The sequence below is a fragment of the Thermoanaerobacter sp. X514 genome, from assembly GCF_000019065.1.
Lineage (GTDB): Bacteria > Bacillota > Thermoanaerobacteria > Thermoanaerobacterales > Thermoanaerobacteraceae > Thermoanaerobacter > Thermoanaerobacter pseudethanolicus.
The window spans coordinates 2,229,044-2,251,787 of sequence record NC_010320.1 but is presented as its reverse complement, the minus strand read 5'-3'; the positions used below and the strand labels follow the sequence as shown (position 1 = coordinate 2,251,787).

The following is a 22,744-nucleotide window of genomic DNA, read 5'->3' as shown; positions in this document are numbered from 1 at the left end:
AATATGGAAGAACTTCAGATGCTTCTTGAAAATTTTTGGATACTGAGAGAGGATAGAGAAAATTTCAACAAAATAAGAGATGCGGAGAATAAAATAAAACCTTTTGTTGAAGAAAAATTAGGATATAGATTGATTATAAACCCATATATTATTAAGTTGGAAAAAGTGCCGTCAGATGTTGAAGAGTGGATGGGGATAGATGCATTTCAAATGCCTATGGATTATGCATTTTTGTGTTTGCTCTTAGCTTTTTTGGAGGATAAAGGACCTGAAGACCAGTTTGTGCTGTCTAATATAACGGAATACATAGAGGCGCAGTATGATGGACCTGATAAAGTAGATTGGACGCTTTTTCAGCACAGAAAGTCACTTGTGCGGGTGCTCAATTTTGCTGTAGATATTGGCATAATTAAAATAGATGATGGTGACCATGAGAGGTTTTCAGAAAGTGAAGATACTGAAGTTCTTTACGAAAACACAGGCATTTCAAGGTATTTTTTGAGGTCTTTTAACAGAGAAATTACAGAAGACATGAAGATTGAGGATTTTTTGCAGGAGGATTTAAATCTTTCAAACTCCAAAGATGCGGTTATACAGAGAAGGCACAGGGCGTACCGAAAACATATTCTTTCACCTGCTGTGTATAGTGAAGGACCTGATGACCAAGACTTCATGTATATAAAAAATTACAGAAATACTATAGCGAAAGATTTAGAGGAGTATCTTGGTGCAAAACTTCACCTCCACAAAACTTCTGCTTTTGTCCTCTTTAATGACAACAAATATTTAAGGTCTTATTTTCCCGACAAAAACAAAAACATATCTGATATAATGCTGCAGGTAAGTAAAATTATAAGGGAAATGATTGAAGAGGGAAAACTCGCCTATAATCCTGATGATACTATAGATATAACTGAAGCAGAATTTATAAATATTATTTTGAAAGTAAAGGAAAGATTTAGTGATGGTTGGTATAAGTCTTACAGGGAGATGAATGAAAAGCAGCTTATAGAAGAGGTCATTGAAAACATGGAAAGCTTTAAGATGATAAAAAGAGTTGAGGAATTGCATTCTATTAAAATATTGCCTATGGCGGCAAAGTTAATTGGGGAATATCCTCCAGATTTTGAAAAAGGAGAAGGTGCAGATGAGTGAAAAATTAGCCGAAAGATGGATGATTAACAGGATTGGGCTTCTTAATTTTTGGTATTATGATGATGAAATATTTGAGTTTGCAGATGGAAGGCTTCTTTTAAGAGGTGCTAATGGTTCTGGAAAGTCAGTGACAATGCAGAGTTTCATACCTTTAGTATTAGATGGCAACAAAAGTCCTGAAAGACTTGATCCCTTTGGCTCAAAGGCGAGAAAGCTTGAGGACTATCTTCTTGGGGAAGAAGAGGTAAGTGGGCTTGATGAAAGAACTGGCTATCTTTTCATGGAATTTAAAAAAGAGAAAAAAGACAGCTACATTACAATAGGCATTGGACTAAAGGCGAAAAGGCATCAAAATATGGACTTTTGGGGCTTTGTAATACTTGACGGCAGGCGTATAGGTATCGACTTCTTTTTATACAAAATGGAAATAGGCGATGACGGCAAAAGAGCAAAAGTCCCACTTACCAAAAAAGAACTTAAGAATAGAATAGGTGAAGGCGGAGAAGTAGTTGAAAGCCAAAAAGAGTACATGGAAATGGTCAATAAATACATTTTTGGCTTTAGTTCTATCGAGGAATACGACGAGCTCATAAAACTGCTGATACAGCTTAGAAGTCCAAAGCTTTCCAAAGACTTCAGGCCTACTGTGATATATGAAATTATGAAGGCTTCACTGCCTTCACTCACAGATGATGATTTGAGGCCTCTTTCAGAAACCATAGAAAATATGGACCAGATTAAGATGCACCTTGATGTTCTTTACAGGAATATGGCTGCAGTAAAAAAGCTTAAAAATGAGTACGACAACTATAACAGATACATTCTTTATGAAAAGGCTGGGGATTTAGTAAAGGCATACAGCGATTTATACGCATCAAAAAAAGAATACGATAATTTAACTAAAGATATTGAAAATTACAGAAGTACAATAGCAAACTTAGGAAATGACATCATTTCTCTTGAAAGTGAAAGAGAAGCCTTAAAGAAAAAGGAAGAACAGCTTTCAAGTGGTGATGCTAAAAGAACCCAAAAGGAGTTATTAGAAGAAGAGGATCGATATAAGCAGTATTTGGAGGATAAGTCTAAAAAAGAAGAAGAACTCCGGAATAAACAAGATAAATATTATGGTTTAGAAAGAAAGATAAAAAACACTGAGGAACAAAAATACAAACTGGATAAAGAACTACAGGATAAATTAGAGGATATATCTTCAATTGCACAGGATATAGATTTCATGGAACATGAGTTTTCTGTAAGTGAACTTAAAAAAGTGTATGGAAAAGAATTTGATTTTACTTATTGGAAAAATGAATTAAAAAAGCATAAAGATAAAATAAAGCGTGCAATGAGTGCATTGAGAGAAGAAATAGAAGCAAATAAAAGGTATGATGCCGCACTTAAAGAGCAGGAAAGGCTTAAAAAAGAAAGAGAAGACAGGGCTAAAAAGCTTAATGAGGCAGAAAGGCTTTTTGACGAACAAAAAAGAGAATACGTTGAAAGAGTTTATAGTTGGTCGCAGGGCAATGCAGAACTTAAGCTTTTAAGTAGCCAACTGGAAGGCTTAAGCCGTGTCATACTGGCGTATGGAGAGGATAAAGGATTTGACGATATTTTGGCTTTTGTGAGAAAACCCTATGAGGAAATACTAAATGGAATTCAGCAAGAAATTTTAAGATTACAAAATCAAAGAGAGGTAAAAGAAAATCAGCTTCATGAGAAAGAAAAGTTATTGGAGGAATGGAAAAACAAAAAAGATCCTGAGCCTGAAAGAGATGAACAAGTCATAAACAACAGAAAAAGGCTTAAAGAAGCTGGAATTCCTTACATTCCTCTTTACATGGCGATTGATTTTAAAGAGGATGTGGATGAAGAGACAAGAGGCAATATAGAAGCTGCGATAGAAGACATGGGGCTTTTGGATGCTCTTATCGTTCCCAAAGAATATTTTGAAAAAGCTCTTCAAATGGACAGCAATATGGCGGATAAATATGTTATGCCTGGAAGCTTTAATATGATGTTAAATGTATCTCAATATTTTAAAGTAGTTGACAATGAAGAAGGAGTTTCACCAGAAGATATTTCGGATGCTTTAAGCAATATATTTGTATCCGAAGAAAGCGGGACAACCTATATTGATTCAAATGGCACATATGGAATAGGAGTAATAAAAGGGAAAGCGCGGGATAAAGTTAAATCAAAGTACATCGGGAGTGAGTCTAGAAAGCGCTACAGAGAAGAGCTTATTAAATCTATACAAGAAGAAATACAGGCTATAAAAGCTGAAATATCTGCAATCGATGAGGAAATAAATGCAAAAAAATCAAGGATACAGAGGCTGGATTACGAATATTCGGCATTTCCCGGGAAAGAAGATATTGAAGAAGCATATAGATATTTAAAAACGGCAAAGGCTGATTACGAATACACCTCTCATAAACTGGATGAACAGCTTTTTACAGTTAAAAACTGTTTTGAGGACCTTCAGAAAAAGAAAGCTGTTGTAAGAGAATTGACATCTGGCATAAACATACATCCAGATATTGATACCTATTCTTCTGCGTATGAATATGCGGAAGAATACGCTTCAGGGCTTAATGAAGTAGAAATACTATACAACAAATATGTTTTGCACATTTCAAACGAAGAAATGTTATTGCAGCAAAAACAAGATTTAGAATACGATATTGATAACTTAAAGTACGAAATAGACGTACTGGAAAACAAAATACAGAGTTCTGTTAAGAAAATTGAGATGCTAAAAGAGACATTAAAAGAACTTGGACTTGAAGAAATTGAGAAAGAACTAGAGTTTTGCCTAAAAAGGCTGGAGGAAATACCTAAAGAGATTACAAATAAATCAGCCGAAAAAGCAAAACTTGAGGAGCGGCTACAGAGAAGCTTAAAAGACCTTTTAAACATTGAAGAAGAGATTCATCTTAAAGAGGAAATTTACAATATTGTTGAAGAGGGTTTAAAAAAGGAATTAGCACTTGGCTTTGTCAAGCAAGACGTTGAAATGGAGGATATGTTAAAATTAAGTAAAAGCATTCTTTCTGAATACAAAGGCTTTTTTGACAAAGCGGGCTTTGACAGAGAAAAGTTTACAGAGAGACTTCAAAATGTGTATTTTGAAACTCGCAACGAACTTTTAGAATATGGACTTTCAATTGGCAATATCTTTGACGAAGCTTGTGAGGGAGACAATGAAAGAATAAAAGAAGCAAAGAGTAAGCAGAGAAGACTTAATATTACGGCAAATATAAATGGTAAAGTTGTTTCATTATATACGCTTTATTCTAATATTGAAGAGGATATAATGGCGAATGAAAGCCTTTTAAGAGAGACGGATAAGATTCTTTTTGAAGAGATTATAATGCACAATGTGGGAATTAAGATAAGGGCAAAGATTTTTAAAGCAGAAGAATGGGTAAAGAAAATGAACAAACTCATGTCTGAAAGGGATACTTCCAGCGGACTTAAGTTCTCTATTGAGTGGAGAAGCATTCCTGCTTCCAATGAAGAAGAACTTGATACAAAGGAACTTGTAGATATTTTAAAATCTGATGCTGATATGCTGAAAAAGGAAGTCTTCGATAAAGTTGTAAATCATTTTAGGTCAAAAGTAGAAAGAGCCAGGAGGGCAATGGAGGAAAAAAACAATACAGAAACTTTTCACAAGATTATGAAAGAAATATTAGATTACAGAGATTGGTTTGAGTTTAAGCTTTACTACAGAAAAGAAGGGGAAAGTCGCAAGGAGCTTACTGATAATGCCTTTAATAAGTTGAGCGGTGGAGAAAAGGCGATGGCCATGTATATACCTTTGTTTTCCGCGGTTTACTCAAGGTATGAGGGAGCACCCCCGACTGCACCTCGCATAATATCTCTAGATGAAGCATTTGCAGGGGTTGATGACACAAACATAAGGGATATGTTTAAACTGATTGAAGATCTAAGATTTAATTATATAATGAATTCGCAGGTTTTGTGGGGAGATTATGACACTGTCCCCAAGCTTTCAATTTATGAACTTATAAGGCCAAAAAATGCAAAGGCTGTATTGGTCATGAAGTATTTGTGGGATGGAAAGGTAAAGCATCTTATACTTCCTGAAAAAGAGGAGGTTGCCGCTCTTGAGGTGGGTGCTGTAAATGAATAAAGAAGAACTTAAATATTTTAAAGAAAAAAAGGGATACAAGAGGATTTTTAAAGGTATAAGGGAAAAGTACAGAAGTTTAGGACGTCTTGGAGGCGTTGTAAAGCTTGATAATCTTACGGAAGATGAAAAAGAAGTACTTACAAACCATTTTAAAAAAGACTATAGGACAAAAAAATCTGCATCCATTGATGTGGCAAAGTTTGAAGAGTCGCTAAAAAATACGCGATTTGAGGAGTATACGCTAAAAGACATACTGGAATACTATTTTGGCGAAAAACTCACCAGCAAAAAAGAGGATATGGAAATATTGGCAAAAGAAAGAGAAGAGTTCTTTAAAGAGCTCTTCTCTAAATACCAGGAATGTAAGTGCATTGATTGGCTAAAAAGTTTGTATGAGGGAACCGCTGTAGGGGTAAGGACAGTAAATCAGAGGTATTTAAATGATAGAAATGGGCTAAAAAAAGATATAATGTATGTATGTGATGCTATAAATAATTTGCCTGTTTATAAAGGGGAAAAGAAAAGACTGCCGGTGTTTTCTTCCCAGATTGCACGTAATCCTCACTATTTTGATTCAAATACAGAAGCTGGAAGTATGTTTATAAACGCTTTATGCACTTTAATGGGGCTGAATGAAGTAAAAGGAAGTGAAGAAATATCAGAACTTTATTACAACGTTGGCATTTTGATAGATGAAATATCCAATTATGTCACACTCTCAGGACTTTTGGCATATGAGGGCGATACGGAAAATCAAGTATTTAAGGCTGCTTATGAAAGCAATCAAGTCTTGCAAGTTCCTCTTTTAAATTTGAGTAAAATTGAGAGGGTCATAAGCCCTTCTAAGAAAGTGTATGTTGTAGAGAATCCTTCAGTTTTTACATCTTTAATAGATGCCACAAGCAAAGTATTTCCTCTTGTATGCACATATGGCCAGCCAAAACTTTCTTCTCTCCTGCTCTTGGACATGCTTTATAAAGAAGGGACAGAGATATATTACTCAGGAGATTTTGACCCAGAGGGGCTTATGATAGCAGATAGATTGTACAAAAGGTATAAAGACAAGTTTCACTTTTTAAGGTACGGTGTAGAAGATTATTTAAAATCTCTTTCAAATGAAGTCATAAATGATGTAAGGCTTAGTAAGCTAAATAAGATTGAATCACCTTTACTTTTTGATGTGGCAAAAGAGATGAAAATAATAAAAAAAGCAGGGTATCAGGAGCTTATAATAGATGATATTATAAATGATATAAAATTGATTGAAGAAGGTAAGGGGGAGTGGTAAAATTAAGGTAATAATGCCTTCTTAAAGAGGTGTCTGTAGTGGTTCAGAGAGATTTAAAAGAAGTGGAAGAAATATTTAAGAGAAATTTGCAATATTTAAAGGGTAAATATGACATAAAGTTGATATATGTTTTTGGCTCATATAGTAAAGGCACTAATACAAAAAATAGTGATCTTGATATTGCGGTACTTTTAGGGAATGGATATGATCCTATGGACAAACTTGCTTTAATTGGCGATTTGGTTTCAATATTTAAACGAGATGATATAGATTTGGTAATATTAAATTCTGCAAATCCAGTGCTTAAGCATCAAGTAATAAAGCACGGCAAACTTATTTTTGAAGAAAATGAAGATGTAAAGGTGGAATTTGAGGTTAAAACTCTAAGAGAATATATGGACATGGAATATTTTAGAAAAGTGCAGATGGATGTTATTAAAGAATGGGTAAAAAGTGTTGTAGGTGATAATAGTGACTAAAAGTATAATAGAAACAATAAATTCTAAAATAAAAGAGTTACAAAAAAATTTAATATTGTTAAAAAAAGTATCGCAAGAAGTAAATAAAGAAAATATAAAAGAGGATATGCTCAAATATTGGGGAATAGAAAGAGGAATTCAAATATCTATAGAATGTGTTATTGATATAGCCAATATAATTATTTCTTCTCTTGGTTTAGAAAAACCCGATACCTATAGAGAAACGGTTTTATTATTAGGTAAAGCAAACATTTTGCCAGAAAATTTTGCCAAAAATATTTCTAACATGGTTTCTTTTAGAAATATACTTGTACATGATTATATGAAAATTGACGAGAAGGTAATTGTTGACATATTAAAGAACCATTTGGATGATTTTGTTAGATATATACATTATATAAATAAATGGATCGAAGAAAATTATTATTCCTAATATGAAAGGAGACGTTATTGTGAAAATAAGTTTTTTGGGAGCTACTAAAGAAGTTACAGGCTCATGCTATTTAGTTGAGACGGAAAAAACTAAATTTCTTGTAGATTGCGTATGTTTCAGGGGGGAGAAGTTGAAGACGAGTTAAACTATCAAGAATTTATTTTTGATGTAAGTGAGATAAACAATATAAATGAAAGTTTAATGAAATTGTATAGAGAACTTTTGGATTAGAATGCGTTATGCATTCTTTTTTTGTATCTATAATGTTCTGATTGATTTGTTTCGATTTAATAGGTACAATTGATATTAAGATATATAAAATGACAATACAATTGTAAGGAGGAATAGAACAATGAATGAAAGATATGAGCTTAATAAAAACCTTGCGCAAATGCTAAAGGGTGGAGTCATAATGGATGTGACAACACCAGAACAGGCGGTTATTGCTGAAAAGGCAGGGGCTGTTGCAGTTATGGCTTTAGAGAGAGTTCCAGCTGATATTAGGGCAAGAGGCGGAGTCGCAAGAATGTCAGATCCTAAAATAATAAAGGAGATAAAGGCAGCAGTATCAATCCCTGTTATGGCAAAAGTTAGAATTGGGCATTTTGTGGAAGCACAGATTTTAGAGGCACTTGGGATAGATTTTATTGATGAGAGCGAAGTTTTAACCCCTGCAGACGAGATGTACCATATAGATAAGTGGGCATTTAAGATACCTTTTGTGTGCGGGGCACGAAACCTTGGAGAAGCACTAAGGCGTATAGGGGAAGGTGCTTCTATGATAAGGACAAAAGGAGAAGCAGGTACAGGAAATGTAGTAGAAGCAGTAAGGCATATGAGGATAATAAATGCCGAAATAAAAAGGCTTACTACTTTAAGAGAAGACGAACTTATGGCTGCTGCTAAAGAACTTCAAGCGCCATATGACCTTGTAAAATATGTTGCACAACATGGGAGACTTCCGGTTGTAAATTTTGCGGCAGGAGGGATTGCGACACCAGCGGATGCGGCTTTAATGATGCAGCTTGGTGCAGATGGTGTTTTTGTTGGTTCTGGAATATTTAAGTCACAAAATCCTGAAAAAATGGCAGAGGCTATAGTAAAAGCTGTAACCTATTACGACAAACCAGAAATATTGGCAGAAGTTTCAGAAGGATTGGGAGAAGCCATGCAGAGTATTGATATAAGAAAACTTGATGAAAAAGATCTATATGCTTCAAGGGGATGGTAGTTTGCGCGTTGGAGTATTGGCAATTCAGGGCTCTGTTAGAGAACATATTGAAAAATTAAAGCTTATAGATGGTGTAGAAGCTGTTTTGGCAAAAGACAAAAATACTCTGCTAAGCTTAGATGCATTGATTATACCGGGTGGCGAAAGCACTGCAATAGGGAAAATGATTGTAGATTTTGGACTCAAAGATGCTATTTTAAAGCTGAATGAGAGGAAAATTCCCATATGGGGCACTTGTGCTGGCATGATACTTATGGCAAAATATATAGTTAATGATGACAAAGTGCACCTTGGAATAATGGATATTTCAGTTAAAAGAAATGCATATGGCAGTCAACTTGACAGCTTTAAAACAAAGCTTATAATACCAGCAGTTTCCAATAATGAGATAGAGGCGGTTTTTATAAGGGCTCCGTATATAGAAAATGTAGGGAATGGTGTCAGGATACTTGCGAAGCACCAAGGTAAAATTGTGGCAGCACAGCAAGATAATTTGCTTGCTACCTCTTTTCATCCCGAACTTACTGATGATTTGAGTTTTTATAAATATTTCTTGAGGCTTAACTCTTAAGCCTTTTTATTTTATAAAAAATTTTTTAAAGGCTCTTTGTCAAGAGTTGGGGTGGGTATTTTTCTGAATGCCCGCCCTTTAGTTTTATGTCTTTTATCTTTTGTGTTCTATTTGCATAAAAAGTCCCCCTTTAAACGTTAATTTGTTTCGAATAATTATAATATAGCACAATGGTCGAGTTTTTCAAGTTTCCATTTGCATACTTATTTATATCATAATTAGGAATTATATGTTGAATTTTGTAAGAATAAGAGATAAAATTATAAAATGGGGTGTAGAAAAATGAAAAAATGGTATGTTATTTTTACTCGAAGTGGTTATGAGAACAAAGTTAGAGATATTATTGAGAATTGCTTTAAAGAGGAAGTGAAATTGCTTATTCCGAAAAGAAAAATTATAGAGAGAGTAAAAGGACAACCAGTGGAAAAAATTAAACTTTTATTTCCTGGATATGTTTTTGTAAATGCCGAGATGAGTGATGATTTATATTATAAAATATCTGAAGTTTTAAAAAGAGGTATTTTTCTGAAAGAAGGAAAAAGGCCTGCTTTTGTAAAAGAAGAGGAGATGAAAATAATTTTATCTCTTACTAAAAATTCTGATTTAATAGATTTGTCGAAAGGTATAATGGAAGGAGAAAGAGTAAAGATAATTGAAGGACCATTAAAAGGGTATGAAGGGCTTATTAAGAAAATAGACAAAAGAAAAAAGAGGGCAAAAGTTATATTTAGTATAGCAGGTGAGCTAAAAAGTGTAGATTTAGCTATTGAAGTGATGGAAAATGTATCTGAGCAGCAAAGGAGTCTGGTTTATGCTTGTTGACATATTTGCATAAAGTCAAGAAACAATTTTGTGAAGATTGTGTATTGAGGATTTTCAGTATTATCTATATAATTAAATTGTATGGCATAAAAAAGGAGGTTGAGACAAATGAAGTTGAATGAAAATATGTTTAGGATGTATGATATTAGAGGCGTATGGGAAGATGATTTGACTGTTGAAAGTGCTGAGCTTATAGGGAAGGCCTTTGGTACATATGTGAGACAAAAAGGAATTAAGGATGTGCTGGTAGGCAGAGATAATAGATTATCATCAAGACCTATACGAGATGCTTTGATTAAAGGACTTACTTCTACAGGCTGTGATGTATTAGATGTAGGGGTTTTGACGACTCCAGCTTTTTACTATTCTAATGTCCTGTACAATTATCAAGCAGGGATGATGATTACTGCAAGCCACAATCCGCCACAATTTAATGGTTTCAAAGTTATGGTAGGACCTTCTACAATTTATGGCGATGAACTTAAAAAACTTTACTATATAGCAGAAAAAGGCGAATTTGAAGAAGGTACAGGAAATGTGAAGTATGCTTATCCAATTAATTCGTATATTAATATGATAAAAGAAAAGGTTAAATTAGGCGACAGAAAGCTTAAAGTTGTTGTCGATTGTGGGAATGGCACAGGTTCATATTTTTATCCTGATGTGATATACAATTTAGGTTGTGAAGTATATCCTCTCTATTGTGAATCTGATCCTACATTTCCAAACCATTTTCCAGATCCAGTAAAAGAAGAAAATTTAAAAGATTTAATTGAAGAAGTAAAGAGGGTAAACGCAGATTTGGGTATAGCTTTTGACGGTGACGGTGATAGAATCGGCGTCGTAGATGATAAAGGCAATGTAATTTGGGGAGATATGTTGATGATTCTTTATTGGAGAGAAATAATGAAAAAACATCCCGGCGCTGATGCCATTGTAGAAGTGAAATGTTCTCAGGCATTAGTAGAAGAAATTGAGAGATTGGGAGGCAAACCTATCTTCTTCAAAACAGGGCATTCCCTCATAAAAGCAAAAATGAAAGAATTAGGTGCTGTGTTTACAGGAGAAATGTCTGGTCATATGTTTTTTGCAGATGAGTACTATGGGTTTGATGATGCGGCATACGCTGCTGCAAGGCTTTTACGAATACTTTCTAATACAGATAAATCTTTGTCTGAGCTTTTAGCTGATGTTCCTAAATATCCTGCAACACCTGAAATAAGGTTAGAATGTGACGATGAGAAAAAATTTGATGTGGTAAAAGGTGTAACTGAATACTTTAAAGAAAAAGGATACAACATTATAGATGTTGATGGTGCAAGAGTGTTGTTTGATGGAGGATGGGGACTGGTTAGAGCTTCTAACACAGGACCAGAGCTTATTGTGAGATGTGAGGCAAAGACAGAAGAAAAACTTGAAGCGATTAAAAAAGAGCTTTCAGAAGCTTTAGCTAAATTTAGCGTAGAGTTTAAATAAGCTGTAAAACTTGCATGGGAGGAAAAAACAGTGAAAATAAGAAAGGCGATAATTCCGGCTGCAGGCCTTGGTACGAGGTTTTTGCCTGCTACCAAGGCTCAGCCTAAAGAAATGCTTCCAATTGTGGACAAACCCACTATTCAATATATAGTCGAAGAGGCGATTCAATCGGGAATTGAGGATATCCTTATAATAACTGGCAGAAATAAAAGAGCAATAGAAGACCATTTTGATAAATCTGTGGAGTTGGAGCTGGAGTTAAAAAAGAAAAACAAGGAAAGTTTACTTAACCTTGTAGAGGATATTAGCAATATGGTGAACATTCACTATATAAGGCAAAAGGAACCTAAAGGGTTGGGACATGCTATTTACTGTGCTAAATCTTTTGTAGGAAATGAGCCTTTTGCAGTACTTTTAGGAGATGACATAGTAGATTCAGAAGTGCCGGTTTTAAAGCAGATGATTGACCAATACGAAAGGTACAACTGTTCTATTATTGGGGTACAAGAGGTGCCGTATGAGGATGTAGATAAATATGGAATAGTTGACGCTGCTATTATTGAGGATAGATTATACAAAGTCAAAGACCTTGTGGAAAAGCCTAAAAAAGAAAAGGCGCCTTCTAACATCGCTATTTTGGGAAGATATATAATTACACCAAGAATATTTGAAATATTGGAAAACACGCCACCAGGAGCAGGAGGTGAAATACAGCTTACAGATGCTTTAAAAACTCTCTTAAATTATGAAGCAATTTACGCCTATAATTTTATTGGCAAGAGATATGATGTGGGAGATAAATTAGGTTACCTTATGGCAACTGTTGAGTATGCTCTAAAAAGAGAGGACTTAAGTGAACCTTTTAAGAGGTATTTATTAGAACTTGTTGACAATTTAACAGCTATCGAAAAGGAGGCTGCGGTTACAAAAGTAAAATAGCAAAAAAATTTAAAAAGAACTGAATTTTGCTTTTATAGCAAATTGTATACAAAGGAAAGGATAAAAGGGGGTTTAAAAATGGCAGAAGAGGAAATTGATTTGCGAGAAATTTTCCTGATTATAAGAAAAAGGACAAAAATGATAGTAATTATTACCCTTTTAGCTACGATAATTAGTGGGATATTTTCATATTTCATTGCTACTCCTGTGTATAAAGCGAGTACTTCTTTGATAGTCAGCAGAACACAAAGTTCCGCGCTTAACAATAGTCAGATACAAGTTCAAGATATACAAACTAGTAGGATGCTAGCTGCCACTTATAGTGAATTTGTTAAAAGCAGGAGGGTTTTGCAGCCAGTAATTGAGAGACTGAGACTACCTCTAACTGTTGACCAATTAAAAAATAGTGTAGATGTAGCAGCTAAAGGTAACACAGAGATTATTGAGATAAGCGTAAAAAATAGTGACCCTCGTAAAGCAGCAGAAATAGCAAATGCGATTGCGGATTCATTTGTGGAAAACATTGTAAAAATAATGAACATTGATAATGTGCAAGTAATTGATAAAGCTATTCCACCAACCTCTAAAATTAGTCCTAAAACAAGTTTGAATATTGCGGTAGCTGCTATTTTAGGCTTTATGATAAGCGTCTTTATTGTATTTTTATTGGAATATATGGATAGAACTATAAAAAGCCCAGAAGATATAAAGAAATACTTGGACTTACCTGTATTAGGTGTCATTCCCGAAATAAAAAATTAAATTTAGGTAAGGATGTGAAAATGAATGGTAGTAGCAAGAAATCCAATTGTAGCAGATCCAAAATCGCCTTTTGCTGAGGCTTTTCGTGCTTTAAGAACTAATTTGCAATTTACCAGTGTAGATAGAAAAGTTAAAAGTATATTGATTACCAGCTCGCTTCCAAATGAAGGGAAAAGTACTATTGTCAAAAACTTATCCTATTCTGTAGCTTTGACAGGAAGTAAAGTTATTGTAATAGATGCAGATTTAAGAAATCCCACAGTTCATAAAACTTTTAATTTGTCTAATAGTAGAGGTTTAACAAATTTACTGATAGATGAAGGGGACTATGAGGCTTATTTAAATGTAGATACCAGTTACAGTAATTTACATATATTAACTTCTGGGCCAATTCCACCTAATCCAGCTGAGCTGTTGGGTTCTAATAGAATGAAAAAATTATTAAGTAGTATTCAAGAAAATTACGACTATGTATTTATAGATAGTCCTCCTGTTGTTACTGTAACTGATGCAGTAGTATTAGCACCTGTTGTTGATGGGGTAATACTTGTTATACAAGCTGGGAAGACAGAGATTGGAGCAGTTAGCCGAGCAAAAGAGATTTTAGAAAGTGTAAAAGCTAATATCCTTGGGGTTGTACTCAACAGAGTAAAAGAAAGTCATGGAGGATACTACTATTACTATTATTATGATGATAATAAACCACAACATAGGAAAAGAAGGAAAAGATAATGGTGGACATACATTGTCATATATTACCTAATCTTGATGATGGTGCTGAGTCCTTGGACATTTCCAAGGAAATGGCACTTATTGCAGTACAAGATGGTATAGAGTCAATTGTAGCGACACCTCATTATATAGAATATGAGCATGAAATATCAAAAGAGAGTATTTTAAATGCTTGTCAGCAGTTAAATGAGTTTTTAATTCAAAATCACATAGATTTAAAGATAATTCCAGGGTGTGAAGCTTTTATTTCTCCTACATTAGTGGAAAGTTATAAAAAAGGAGAAGTTATGTCAATAAACGATATGGGTAAATATATTTTGATAGAATTACCGGTAGCTAGTTATCCGGAATACATAGAGGATGTAATATTTGACTTTAAGGTGATAGGAGTTACTCCTATTATAGCTCACATAGAAAGATATTCATATGTTAAAGGAGATTTTGATATAATATATAGGTTAATTAACGAAGGAGCGCTTATGCAAATTAATTCTACAAGCATTACAGGCTTGTTTGGAGATGAGATAAGGTATAAGTCGTTAGAGCTTATAAAACACAATATGGTGCATTTTATAGCTTCTGATGCTCATACAACAAGGGGAAGAGCGCCTAAGATATCAAAAGCTTTAGAGACTTTAAAAAAAGAAGGAATTGAAGATGCCTACATAGACTATTTGATTAGTAATAGTCAAAAAGTGATTAATGGTGAAGATATTGAAGTGATAGAACCAATAAAAAAGAAACTAAGTTGGTTTCACAAAATAAAGAGACGCTTCTAGCTGCGTCTCTTTATTTTGTGAATTCTTGAAGCACCTCGTTTAATTTTTCCATATCTGGCTTCCAGTAACTTATTCCATTTAAATCATAAAAGTCTCCTGGCACTGTGAATTTTTCTATCGAATCTGGTGATATGTCTTTAACAGCGTATATTAAGGCAAGTATTTGCTCATAATTGAGATTAGTGTACAACTTTCCTTTAAAAGTATTGTATAAATTTATATAAGTAGAAACATCTTTTGCTTTACTTTTAAGCTGGTTGGCAAAGGCAATTATAAACTTTTGTTGCCTTTTAATTCTGTTTATATCTCCCATGGGGTCATATCTCCATCTTAGATACTGATAAGCCTTTTGCCCATCTAAAATTTGGTATCCTTTATCTAAGTTGGCTCCATGGCTATGCATATTTACTTCTACATCGAGGGGTACTCCACCGATTGCGTCTACAATATCTGGTATTGTCTGCATGTCTATTGAAATGTAATAAGGCACATCGATACCTAAAAAATCACTTATGGTTTTTAAGCTAAGAGCATAACCTTTTTCTCCCATACCGCCATATACATATGCAGCATTTATTTTGTCTTTATGAAATCCGGGAATATCTACGTATGTATCTCGCGGAATGGAAAGAACTTTTACGACTTTATCATTTAAATCAATTGAAAATATCATTATAGTGTCAGTCCTAAAACTTCCTAGAGTGTGTACTCTTTCATCATTTTTATCTAAGCCTAAAAAGGCAATATATACTTTGTCTTTAGGTAATGCTTGTTCAGAATTGGAAATATTATTTTTATTATCATTGTTAAATACACTCTCTGGATGTTTTGTTATACGTATGTATTTATAATATACAAAAAAGGCTCCTGAAGCTACAATAGATAATATTAAAAAGAAAATAAACCATTTCTTTCTTTTCATTTGTTTCACCTCATAAAACGTACTAGAATATTTTGTTATGGCACAACTATTATTTTAACTCATTTTCTAATAAAAAGTAAATAGTTTTTTAAAAAGAATAATATTTTTTATCCCGCCAAAAATATATTTAAAATAGAAAGAAAGGCGGGATTTTTTTGAGTAAAAAAGAGATTTCGGCTTTTAAAGTTGCTGCAAGCTATATAGGAACAGTAGTAGGGGCGGGATTTGCTTCGGGACAAGAAATATTGCAGTTTTTTGCATATCACGGAGTAAAAGGAACTATAGGGCTTGTAATTGCTGTTTTTATGTTTGTGTTTTATGGGTATATAATTTTACGATTAGGTAACAGGCTTAATGCCTCTTCCTATAAAAAGGTCATCATGAAGGCTGGGGGACCTTTATTTGGAAGAGTGATAGATTTAGTAGTTACATTTTTTTTGTTTGGAGCACTATCTGCAATGATAGCAGGTTGTGGTGCAATTTTTGAAGAGCAATTTGGGCTTCCTTCTACTTTTGGGGGTGTAGTAATGGCAGTATTATCGGTTGTAACAGTATTAACAGGAATTGGAGGAGTTATTTCTGCCATTTCTTTTGTAGTGCCTTTGCTCTTGCTTGCCATAATCATTGTGGGTACTTTTTCCCTTTTTTATGGACCAGACATTACGGTTATAACAATTGCTGACTTTCCTTTTAAAGCTGCAGTAAAAAATTTTGCATTGTCGGGAGTACTTTATGCTTCCTATAATCTTTTGATGGCAGTTGCCATTCTTGCTCCTCTTGGACAGAAAACCAACGACAGGTCAAAACTAAGATGGGGAGCTATATTAGGAGGAATGGGATTAGGATTAGGTGCGTTTTTGATATTTTTTACAATTCTTATAAATATGCCTACTGCTTCTTTATATGAGATACCCATGCTTTATGTTGCTGGTAATATTTCACCGGTTTTGAAATTTGTATACAGTTTTATTTTGATTGCAGAAATATATACTACGGCTGTTGGAAATCTATATGGGTTTGCGGCAAGGTTTACAGAAGTTGGGTCAGTGAAATATAAGATTTTTACTGTTGCCTCGGGAGGAATAGCCCTTATAGCTAGTAGGTTTGGTTTTGCAAAACTTGTTCATTATTTATATCCTATTGCTGGTTATGGAGGCATTATTATGCTTATTGGCCTTACATATGGAATAATAAATCACAAATAATTTCAACTTTTGCAGATAGCTAATTTTTTATCTAGAGAATGTCGAAAAATGTTGATGAGTATGTTAAAATATTTAATAGGACTAATGTTGGACGGAGGTGTAATATTGGAGAACAAATATTTGTACGAGAAAAAAGCCGTATGTCCAGTGTGTAAGAGAGAATTTACATATACTAAAGTAAGGACTTCACAATTGAAGGTGGAAGAAAGAGAAAGAGATTTTTATACTAAATATAAAGATGGCATTAATCCTTTCTTTTATGAGGTTATTGTGTGCCCAAATTGTGGATATGCTGCTTTGGAATCTGAATTTGACAGAATAACTAATGACAAAAAGGAAAAAATCCTGTCACTGGTAACGGCTAAGTGGGTTAAAAGAGAATTTTCTGGTGAAAGAACACCTCAAAAAGCGTTAGAAACCTATTTATTGGCTTTATATTGTTCCCAGATAAAAGAAGATAAACCCATAGTTTTTGCGAAGACTTGTCTTAGAATTGCTTGGATATATAGGATTTTAAATGATAAGGTAAATGAAGAAAAATATTTGAAATATGCATTGGATTCTTATATAAAAGCCTATAGTGGTTCGGATATATATGAGGAAGAAATACTTCTTATATACATGATAGCAGAACTTAATAGAATGTTAGGCAATAAAGAAGAGGCATTAAAATGGTATAATAAAGTTATAAATCATCCTGACAAGTCTCGACATAATTTAATAGTCAATCTTGCAAGAGATGGATGGCAAAGTTTAAAAGAATGAGGGCATGTTTTTTAGAATGCCCTCATATTTTATTTAGAGAGCAAAAAGTTTAAGAAAGGGGATTGGGATGTCTTACGGTAAGAAGCAAATGCAACAAACAATTTACTACTTTGATAAAACTGACTTTACCGGCTTAAATAGTCAAGAAGCGCAAAAAAGGTTATTGAAATATGGGCCGAATATATTGGAGGAAGGGCACAAAGTTAGTCCTTTGCAAATATTTTTAAACCAGTTTCAAGATTTTATGGTGATGGTTTTATTGGCAGCAACTTTAATTTCTGCTTTGATGGGAGAATTAGCGGATGCTTTGACAATAACGATAATCGTCATTTTAAATGCTGTATTAGGATTTATCCAAGAATATAGAACAGAGCAGTCTTTGGAAGCTTTAAAAAAACTTGCAGCGCCTATTGCAAAAGTTTTGAGGGATGGAGAACAAAAAGAGATAGAGGCTTCTCAGATTGTAATAGATGATATTATTATATTGGAGGCGGGAGATAAAGTTCCAGCAGATGCTGTTTTGATAGAAAGTCATAATTTAGAAGTGGATGAATCGATTTTGACTGGTGAGTCAGTCCCTGTCCACAAGGAAGCTGTAAACAATGTAAAAAGAGCGGCAGTAACTAATAGTAATGTAGTTTATATGGGTACGATTGTTACGAAAGGAAGAGGGAAAGCTATTGTAACTGCTACAGGTATGCAAACAGAAATGGGGAAAATTGCAGGGATGATTAAAGATATTGAAGGAGATGAAACGCCATTACAAAAAAGACTTAATAAACTTGGAAAAGTGTTAGTAGCTGGAGCTCTTGCTATATGCGGTATTGTAATAGTATTAGGAATAATAAGAGGAGAGTCTTTATATTATATGTTTTTATCAGGTGTAAGTCTTGCAGTTGCTGCTATTCCTGAGGGACTTCCTGCTGTTGTTACAGTTTCTTTGGCTATTGGGGTACAAAGGATGCTTAAAAGAAATGCGTTAATAAGAAAATTACCTGCTGTTGAAACTTTGGGATGCACTAATGTAATATGTACGGATAAGACAGGTACTTTGACAGAGAACAAAATGACTGTGACAAAAGTGTTTTGCGATGAAGAAGTTTTTGAAGTAAAAGGTGATAAAAGTAAAGAATTTACTACAATGAGAAATAAAGAGAGAAGCGCTTTTAGAAAGATGTTGGAGATAGGAGCATTGTGCAATAATGCAAAGATTAAGAGGGAAAAGATAAAAATTGGCAAAGAAACTTTAGAAGAAGAAAAATACTTAGGAGACCCTACCGAAGCTGCTATACTTTCTTTTTCAATGAAATCAGGACTTTCTCTTGAATTGGTAGAAAATATTAAAAGAATGGAGGAAATTCCTTTCGATTCAGATAGAAAAAGGATGTCCGTTATTGTGGAGATAAGCGGTGAAAAATATGTCTATGTAAAAGGTGCACCAGATGTAATGTTGGACCTTTGTACATATAAATATACAGAAGGAAAAGAAGTGCCACTTACTGTTTTTGATAAAAAAAGAATATTAGATATCAATGAAAGTTTTGGCAGGGAAGCTTTAAGAGTATTGGCCTTTGCTTATAAAAAGCTTCCTCCTAAATTTCCAATGGTTGCGGAGTTTATAGAAAAAGATTTGGTTTTTGTAGGATTGGAAGGGATGATAGACCCTCCTCGAAGGGAAGTATATGAGGCGATTTTAAAATGCAAGATGGCAGGAATAAAGCCGGTTATGATAACAGGTGACCACAAGATTACTGCAACTGCTATAGCAAAAGAATTAAAAATATTAGGGGAAAATGATAAAGTAATCACAGGGCAGGATTTAGATAACATGGGCGATAAGGACCTTGAGAAAGCTTGTACAAATATTAGTGTTTATGCAAGAGTAACCCCAAGACATAAGCTCAGAATTGTCAGAGCCCTTAGAAACAAAGGTTTTACAGTAGCTATGACAGGGGATGGTGTAAATGATGCTCCAGCTTTGAAAGAGGCAGATATAGGTATTGCTATGGGAAAAGGAGGAACAGAAGTTGCAAAAGAGGCTTCCTCTATGATTTTATTAGATGATAATTTTGCTACTATTGTGGCAGCTGTTGAAGAGGGAAGAATAATTTATGACAATATACGAAAGTTTATACGATTTTTGCTTTCTTGTAATCTTGGAGAAGTTTTGACTATGTTTTTTGCAGCTTTAATGGCCTTAAAATTGCCTCTTGCTCCAATTCAAATATTAATGGTCAATCTTGTTACTGATGGGTTACCAGCTTTAGCTCTGGGGATGGATCCTCCTGAAAAAGATATAATGATGATGAAACCAAGAAACGCTAAAGAAAGTGTGTTTTCAAGAGGGTTGGGTATAAGAATCATTATAGTGGGATTTTTAATGGCAGTAAGTACTCTTGGAGCATATGTATTTGCATTAAGTTATGGGACATTGGAAAAAGCTAGGACTGTAGCTTTTGCTACATTAGTGATGGTAGAGCTGATACACGCCTTTGAGTGCAGGTCAGAAAGAAATTTAATTTTTGAGATAGGGATTTTTACTAATCCTTACTTGGTGTTAGCAGTTTTAACATCATTTTTGCTTTTCTTAGCTACAATATATGTTCCACCTTTAAGTGTTGTGTTTAGGACAACAGTGCTTACTGGCTATGATTGGCTGGTGGTGGTATTTTTCTCTTCAATAGAATTTGTATTTAACAATCTTTATACTGCTTATATAGTACCATTAACTAAGGCGAAGTGAAGTCACTTCGCCTTAGACTTTAATACTTTTAGAGAATATCGAAGTTCTAAATAATTTACTAATCTTGTTATTAGCTCTTTTTTGTCTTTTTCTAACCAATTCCATTTATGTCTGTAATCAGCCACTACTGATTTTATAAAGTCATTGGGAATCTTGGAAGAAAATTTTTTGTAAACAAACAATCTTGAAACTTTCCCATCTCCTTTTTCTAAAGTAACAGGATTTATTCCGTAACTTACTTTTTCTTTTTGTACCAATGCGTACCAGTTATAGTCATCAATTCTTCCGTAGATGATTCCATACTGGTTATTTTTACTTTCTACTGTTATTTTGGGCATAAGGTATACCTCCAATAGTTTTCTCTATTAGAGTTTATGCCCTGTCCACAAAAATATTCATGCTAATTCAGGAAACCACAGTGCTATTTCTCTCTTTGCAGATTCAATACTATCTGAGCCGTGTATGATGTTAAAAGTGGTGCTTATGGCAAAATCACCTCTTATCGTCCCAGGAAGTGCTTCTTCTACTTTTGTGGCACCATTTAAAAGTCTTACTATTTTTACGGCGTTTTCTCCTTCTAGTACCATTGCAAAGACAGGACCTGAGGACATGTACTGTATTAAAGGTTTGTAGTAAGGCTTGCCTTTGTGTTCCTCGTAGTGCTTTTCTAAAAGCTCAATTGTTGGAGTTATTACTTTTGCCGCTTTAAGCCTTAAACCTTTGTTTTCATATCTTTTTAATATTTCTCCTATAAGCCCTCTCTTGACACCGTCGGGTTTTACTATAGCAAGGGTGGTCTCCATTTAAATCAATCCTTTCCTTTTATTAATTTAACATCATTTCTCACAAGAGAAGTAAAGGCGCATATTAATGAAAAGATTCCGGCGGCTATATAAGCTTCTTTAATAGCCATCATAAAGGTAGTGTTGGAAGAAAATTTTAGAGCTTGATAGACTTTTAACCTGTTTGTAAATATAGCGCTTCCTACTGCAATGCCCATTACCATTCCTACATTTCTCATTGTTGCGAGAAAGGCAGAGGCTACCCCTAATCTGTTTTTTGGCGCACTTCCCATTACTGCACTGTTGTTTGGTGTCTGAAAAATGGCATTTCCTACGCCAAAAAGGGCAAGATGGGTCATAATGGAAAACATAGTAGATTTTTCTGTTAAAGTTACCATAAGAAAAAGGGCTGTTGCAGAAATGAGTGCACCAATAGTTGAGAGGATTTGGGCTCCGTATCTATCAGCTAAAATACCGCTTAAGGGTGCCACGACGAACATGACGAGAGGGAAAGAAGTCATTACTATACCTGCTTTTTCAGTAGTAAATCCTAGATGCTGAAGGAGGAAAGGAGTTAAAAAAGTCATTGTGTTTTGAGACATAAAGTTTAGCAGGGTGCTTATGTTTCCAAAGGTAAAAGACCTTATTTTTAAAAGAGAGAAGTCAAACATAGGAAAGTCTACTTTATTTTCTATAATTACAAAGATTGTTAAAAATGTTACTGATGTCAATAATGAAATTATACTTGGAAGTGATGTCCAACCCCATGTTCCACCTTCTGATATAAAGAGCAAGAGGCTTGCAAGAAAGCCAAAGAAAGAAATAGATCCGTAAATATCAAATTTTTCAGGAACTCCTTTGTTGTCAGGTACCACGATATGAGCCCATATGTAACCTATTATACCGATAGGAACGTTTATATAAAATATAGACTGCCAACCCAAATTTGATAAAAGAAAACCCCCTAATGTAGGACCTATTGCAAGCCCGATAGATATAGACATAGCGTTAATGCCGAGAGCTTTACCTCTTTCGTTTGGAGGAAACACGGATGTTATAATAGCTGATGTCATTGACATTAGCATGCCAGCTCCTATTGCTTGGAAAGCTCGCATAATTATTAACATATATATATTTACAGAAAGACTCAAGATCGCAGAAGATATTGAAAAAGTCAAAAGGCCGTATTGATACAGTTTTTTATAACCCAACATATCGCCAAGTCTTCCAAAAGTCATCATTAGACTACTTAAAACTAATAAATATGTCATGGAGACCCAGCTTACTGTTGTTATATTTGTGTGGAAAATCTTTGTAAATTCTGGCATTGCTATGTTGACTATACTTCCGTCAATTGGCCCCATTATGCTACCAATGACAACTGCAGAAAGAATTAACCATTTGTTGTACTGTTTTTGTGACATTTATTTTCCCTCCGATACTATAAATTATACCACAATCTTTGGCAAAAGTCTGTGCAAAATGTCAGCTAAATAAGTTA

The 22,744-nt window shown here is 34.3% G+C and carries 20 protein-coding genes and 1 pseudogene; 17 read left to right on the top strand and 4 right to left on the bottom strand.

Annotated features, from left to right (window positions below; translation table 11 throughout):
• Nucleotides 1-3: 3 nt before the first annotated feature.
• The 14 genes and pseudogenes from TETH514_RS11310 to TETH514_RS11250 all read left to right on the top strand — a co-directional run bounded on the left by TETH514_RS11310 (nt 4) and on the right by TETH514_RS11250 (nt 14,826).
• Nucleotides 4-1,155, top strand: a complete 1,152-nt coding sequence (locus tag TETH514_RS11310) for a TIGR02678 family protein (RefSeq protein ID WP_009052681.1) — start codon at nt 4-6, stop codon at nt 1,153-1,155.
• Complete coding sequence (locus TETH514_RS11305) at nt 1,148-5,314, top strand: TIGR02680 family protein (protein ID WP_009052680.1); 4,167 nt, start codon at nt 1,148-1,150, stop codon at nt 5,312-5,314. The genes TETH514_RS11310 and TETH514_RS11305 overlap by 8 nt, the downstream gene beginning before the upstream one ends.
• Nucleotides 5,307-6,602 carry a TIGR02679 family protein gene (locus tag TETH514_RS11300; protein ID WP_009052679.1) on the top strand — a complete coding sequence of 432 codons (1,296 nt, stop codon included), beginning with the start codon at nt 5,307-5,309 and terminating at the stop codon, nt 6,600-6,602. Before TETH514_RS11305 ends, TETH514_RS11300 begins: the two co-directional genes overlap by 8 nt.
• 38 nt (nt 6,603-6,640) lie before the next feature.
• Nucleotides 6,641-7,081, top strand: a complete 441-nt coding sequence (locus TETH514_RS11295) for a nucleotidyltransferase domain-containing protein (RefSeq protein WP_009052678.1) — start codon at nt 6,641-6,643, stop codon at nt 7,079-7,081.
• On the top strand, nt 7,074-7,514 hold the full coding sequence (locus TETH514_RS11290; protein WP_003867752.1) for a DUF86 domain-containing protein: 441 nt from the start codon (nt 7,074-7,076) through the stop codon (nt 7,512-7,514). The genes TETH514_RS11295 and TETH514_RS11290 overlap by 8 nt, the downstream gene beginning before the upstream one ends.
• A gap of 19 nt (nt 7,515-7,533) precedes the next feature.
• Nucleotides 7,534-7,697: pseudogene (locus tag TETH514_RS13210) on the top strand (MBL fold metallo-hydrolase); the annotation flags it as partial.
• A 169-nt stretch (nt 7,698-7,866) separates the two neighbouring features.
• Nucleotides 7,867-8,745 (top strand): pyridoxal 5'-phosphate synthase lyase subunit PdxS, encoded by an 879-nt coding sequence (gene pdxS, locus TETH514_RS11285; RefSeq protein WP_009052677.1) that lies wholly within the window; start codon nt 7,867-7,869, stop codon nt 8,743-8,745.
• A gap of 1 nt (nt 8,746) precedes the next feature.
• Nucleotides 8,747-9,316, top strand: coding sequence for a pyridoxal 5'-phosphate synthase glutaminase subunit PdxT (pdxT, locus tag TETH514_RS11280; protein ID WP_012268782.1), 570 nt, complete (start codon nt 8,747-8,749; stop codon nt 9,314-9,316).
• Nucleotides 9,317-9,598: 282 nt separating this feature from the next.
• Nucleotides 9,599-10,138 (top strand): antiterminator LoaP, encoded by a 540-nt coding sequence (gene loaP / locus TETH514_RS11275; RefSeq protein WP_012268781.1) that lies wholly within the window; start codon nt 9,599-9,601, stop codon nt 10,136-10,138.
• Nucleotides 10,139-10,246: 108 nt separating this feature from the next.
• Nucleotides 10,247-11,614, top strand: coding sequence for a phosphoglucosamine mutase (glmM, locus tag TETH514_RS11270; RefSeq protein ID WP_003867748.1), 1,368 nt, complete (start codon nt 10,247-10,249; stop codon nt 11,612-11,614).
• A gap of 30 nt (nt 11,615-11,644) precedes the next feature.
• Complete coding sequence (gene galU, locus TETH514_RS11265; RefSeq protein ID WP_009052674.1) at nt 11,645-12,553, top strand: UTP--glucose-1-phosphate uridylyltransferase GalU; 909 nt, start codon at nt 11,645-11,647, stop codon at nt 12,551-12,553.
• A 78-nt stretch (nt 12,554-12,631) separates the two neighbouring features.
• Nucleotides 12,632-13,315: a YveK family protein gene (locus TETH514_RS11260; protein ID WP_003867745.1), complete on the top strand. Its 684-nt coding sequence runs from the start codon at nt 12,632-12,634 to the stop codon at nt 13,313-13,315.
• 24 nt (nt 13,316-13,339) lie between these two features.
• Nucleotides 13,340-14,047: a CpsD/CapB family tyrosine-protein kinase gene (locus TETH514_RS11255; RefSeq protein ID WP_009052673.1), complete on the top strand. Its 708-nt coding sequence runs from the start codon at nt 13,340-13,342 to the stop codon at nt 14,045-14,047.
• Nucleotides 14,047-14,826 carry a tyrosine-protein phosphatase gene (locus TETH514_RS11250; protein WP_003867743.1) on the top strand — a complete coding sequence of 260 codons (780 nt, stop codon included), beginning with the start codon at nt 14,047-14,049 and terminating at the stop codon, nt 14,824-14,826. The genes TETH514_RS11255 and TETH514_RS11250 overlap by 1 nt, the downstream gene beginning before the upstream one ends.
• A 10-nt stretch (nt 14,827-14,836) precedes the next feature.
• On the opposite strand, the gene TETH514_RS11245 is transcribed toward TETH514_RS11250, so the two are convergent.
• Nucleotides 14,837-15,748 carry an LCP family protein gene (locus TETH514_RS11245; RefSeq protein ID WP_009052672.1) on the bottom strand — a complete coding sequence of 304 codons (912 nt, stop codon included), beginning with the start codon at nt 15,746-15,748 and terminating at the stop codon, nt 14,837-14,839.
• 155 nt (nt 15,749-15,903) lie between these two features.
• Here TETH514_RS11245 and TETH514_RS11240 point away from each other — a divergent pair, with 155 nt between their 5' ends.
• The 3 genes from TETH514_RS11240 to TETH514_RS11230 all read left to right on the top strand — a co-directional run bounded on the left by TETH514_RS11240 (nt 15,904) and on the right by TETH514_RS11230 (nt 20,461).
• Nucleotides 15,904-16,953: a membrane protein gene (locus TETH514_RS11240; protein ID WP_009052671.1), complete on the top strand. Its 1,050-nt coding sequence runs from the start codon at nt 15,904-15,906 to the stop codon at nt 16,951-16,953.
• A 48-nt stretch (nt 16,954-17,001) separates the two neighbouring features.
• On the top strand, nt 17,002-17,718 hold the full coding sequence (locus TETH514_RS11235) for a DUF2225 domain-containing protein (protein WP_003867739.1): 717 nt from the start codon (nt 17,002-17,004) through the stop codon (nt 17,716-17,718).
• Between the two features lie 67 nt (nt 17,719-17,785).
• Nucleotides 17,786-20,461 (top strand): calcium-translocating P-type ATPase, SERCA-type, encoded by a 2,676-nt coding sequence (locus tag TETH514_RS11230; protein ID WP_009052670.1) that lies wholly within the window; start codon nt 17,786-17,788, stop codon nt 20,459-20,461.
• Nucleotides 20,462-20,463: 2 nt separating this feature from the next.
• Here the strand turns inward: TETH514_RS11230 and TETH514_RS11225 are convergent, their stop codons facing one another.
• The 3 genes from TETH514_RS11225 to TETH514_RS11215 are packed head-to-tail and all read right to left on the bottom strand — an operon-like array spanning nt 20,464 to nt 22,667.
• The gene (locus tag TETH514_RS11225; protein WP_003867736.1) at nt 20,464-20,799 is read right to left on the bottom strand and encodes a hypothetical protein; all 336 of its coding nucleotides are present in this window, start codon (nt 20,797-20,799) and stop codon (nt 20,464-20,466) included.
• Nucleotides 20,800-20,856: 57 nt separating this feature from the next.
• A complete protein-coding gene (ndk, locus tag TETH514_RS11220; RefSeq protein ID WP_003867735.1) occupies nt 20,857-21,264 on the bottom strand; it encodes a nucleoside-diphosphate kinase in 408 nt (135 codons plus the stop codon).
• A 5-nt stretch (nt 21,265-21,269) separates the two neighbouring features.
• Nucleotides 21,270-22,667, bottom strand: a complete 1,398-nt coding sequence (locus tag TETH514_RS11215) for an MFS transporter (protein ID WP_009052669.1) — start codon at nt 22,665-22,667, stop codon at nt 21,270-21,272.
• Nucleotides 22,668-22,744 lie beyond the last annotated feature (77 nt).

Bases quoted from the DNA above. Each gene is read 5' to 3' on its own strand.
- TETH514_RS11310 (WP_009052681.1), top strand. From the start codon at position 4: ATGGAAGAACTTCAGATGCTTCTTGAAAATTTTTGGATACTGAGAGAG.
- TETH514_RS11305 (WP_009052680.1), top strand. From the start codon at position 1,148: ATGAGTGAAAAATTAGCCGAAAGATGGATGATTAACAGGATTGGGCTT.
- TETH514_RS11300 (WP_009052679.1), top strand. From the start codon at position 5,307: ATGAATAAAGAAGAACTTAAATATTTTAAAGAAAAAAAGGGATACAAG.
- pdxS (WP_009052677.1), top strand. From the start codon at position 7,867: ATGAATGAAAGATATGAGCTTAATAAAAACCTTGCGCAAATGCTAAAG.
- loaP (WP_012268781.1), top strand. From the start codon at position 9,599: ATGAAAAAATGGTATGTTATTTTTACTCGAAGTGGTTATGAGAACAAA.
- glmM (WP_003867748.1), top strand. From the start codon at position 10,247: ATGAAGTTGAATGAAAATATGTTTAGGATGTATGATATTAGAGGCGTA.
- TETH514_RS11260 (WP_003867745.1), top strand. From the start codon at position 12,632: ATGGCAGAAGAGGAAATTGATTTGCGAGAAATTTTCCTGATTATAAGA.
- TETH514_RS11255 (WP_009052673.1), top strand. From the start codon at position 13,340: ATGGTAGTAGCAAGAAATCCAATTGTAGCAGATCCAAAATCGCCTTTT.
- TETH514_RS11250 (WP_003867743.1), top strand. From the start codon at position 14,047: ATGGTGGACATACATTGTCATATATTACCTAATCTTGATGATGGTGCT.
- TETH514_RS11245 (WP_009052672.1), bottom strand. From the start codon at position 15,748: ATGAAAAGAAAGAAATGGTTTATTTTCTTTTTAATATTATCTATTGTA.
- TETH514_RS11235 (WP_003867739.1), top strand. From the start codon at position 17,002: ATGTTGATGAGTATGTTAAAATATTTAATAGGACTAATGTTGGACGGA.
- TETH514_RS11230 (WP_009052670.1), top strand. From the start codon at position 17,786: ATGTCTTACGGTAAGAAGCAAATGCAACAAACAATTTACTACTTTGAT.
- TETH514_RS11225 (WP_003867736.1), bottom strand. From the start codon at position 20,799: ATGCCCAAAATAACAGTAGAAAGTAAAAATAACCAGTATGGAATCATC.
- ndk (WP_003867735.1), bottom strand. From the start codon at position 21,264: ATGGAGACCACCCTTGCTATAGTAAAACCCGACGGTGTCAAGAGAGGG.
- TETH514_RS11215 (WP_009052669.1), bottom strand. From the start codon at position 22,667: ATGTCACAAAAACAGTACAACAAATGGTTAATTCTTTCTGCAGTTGTC.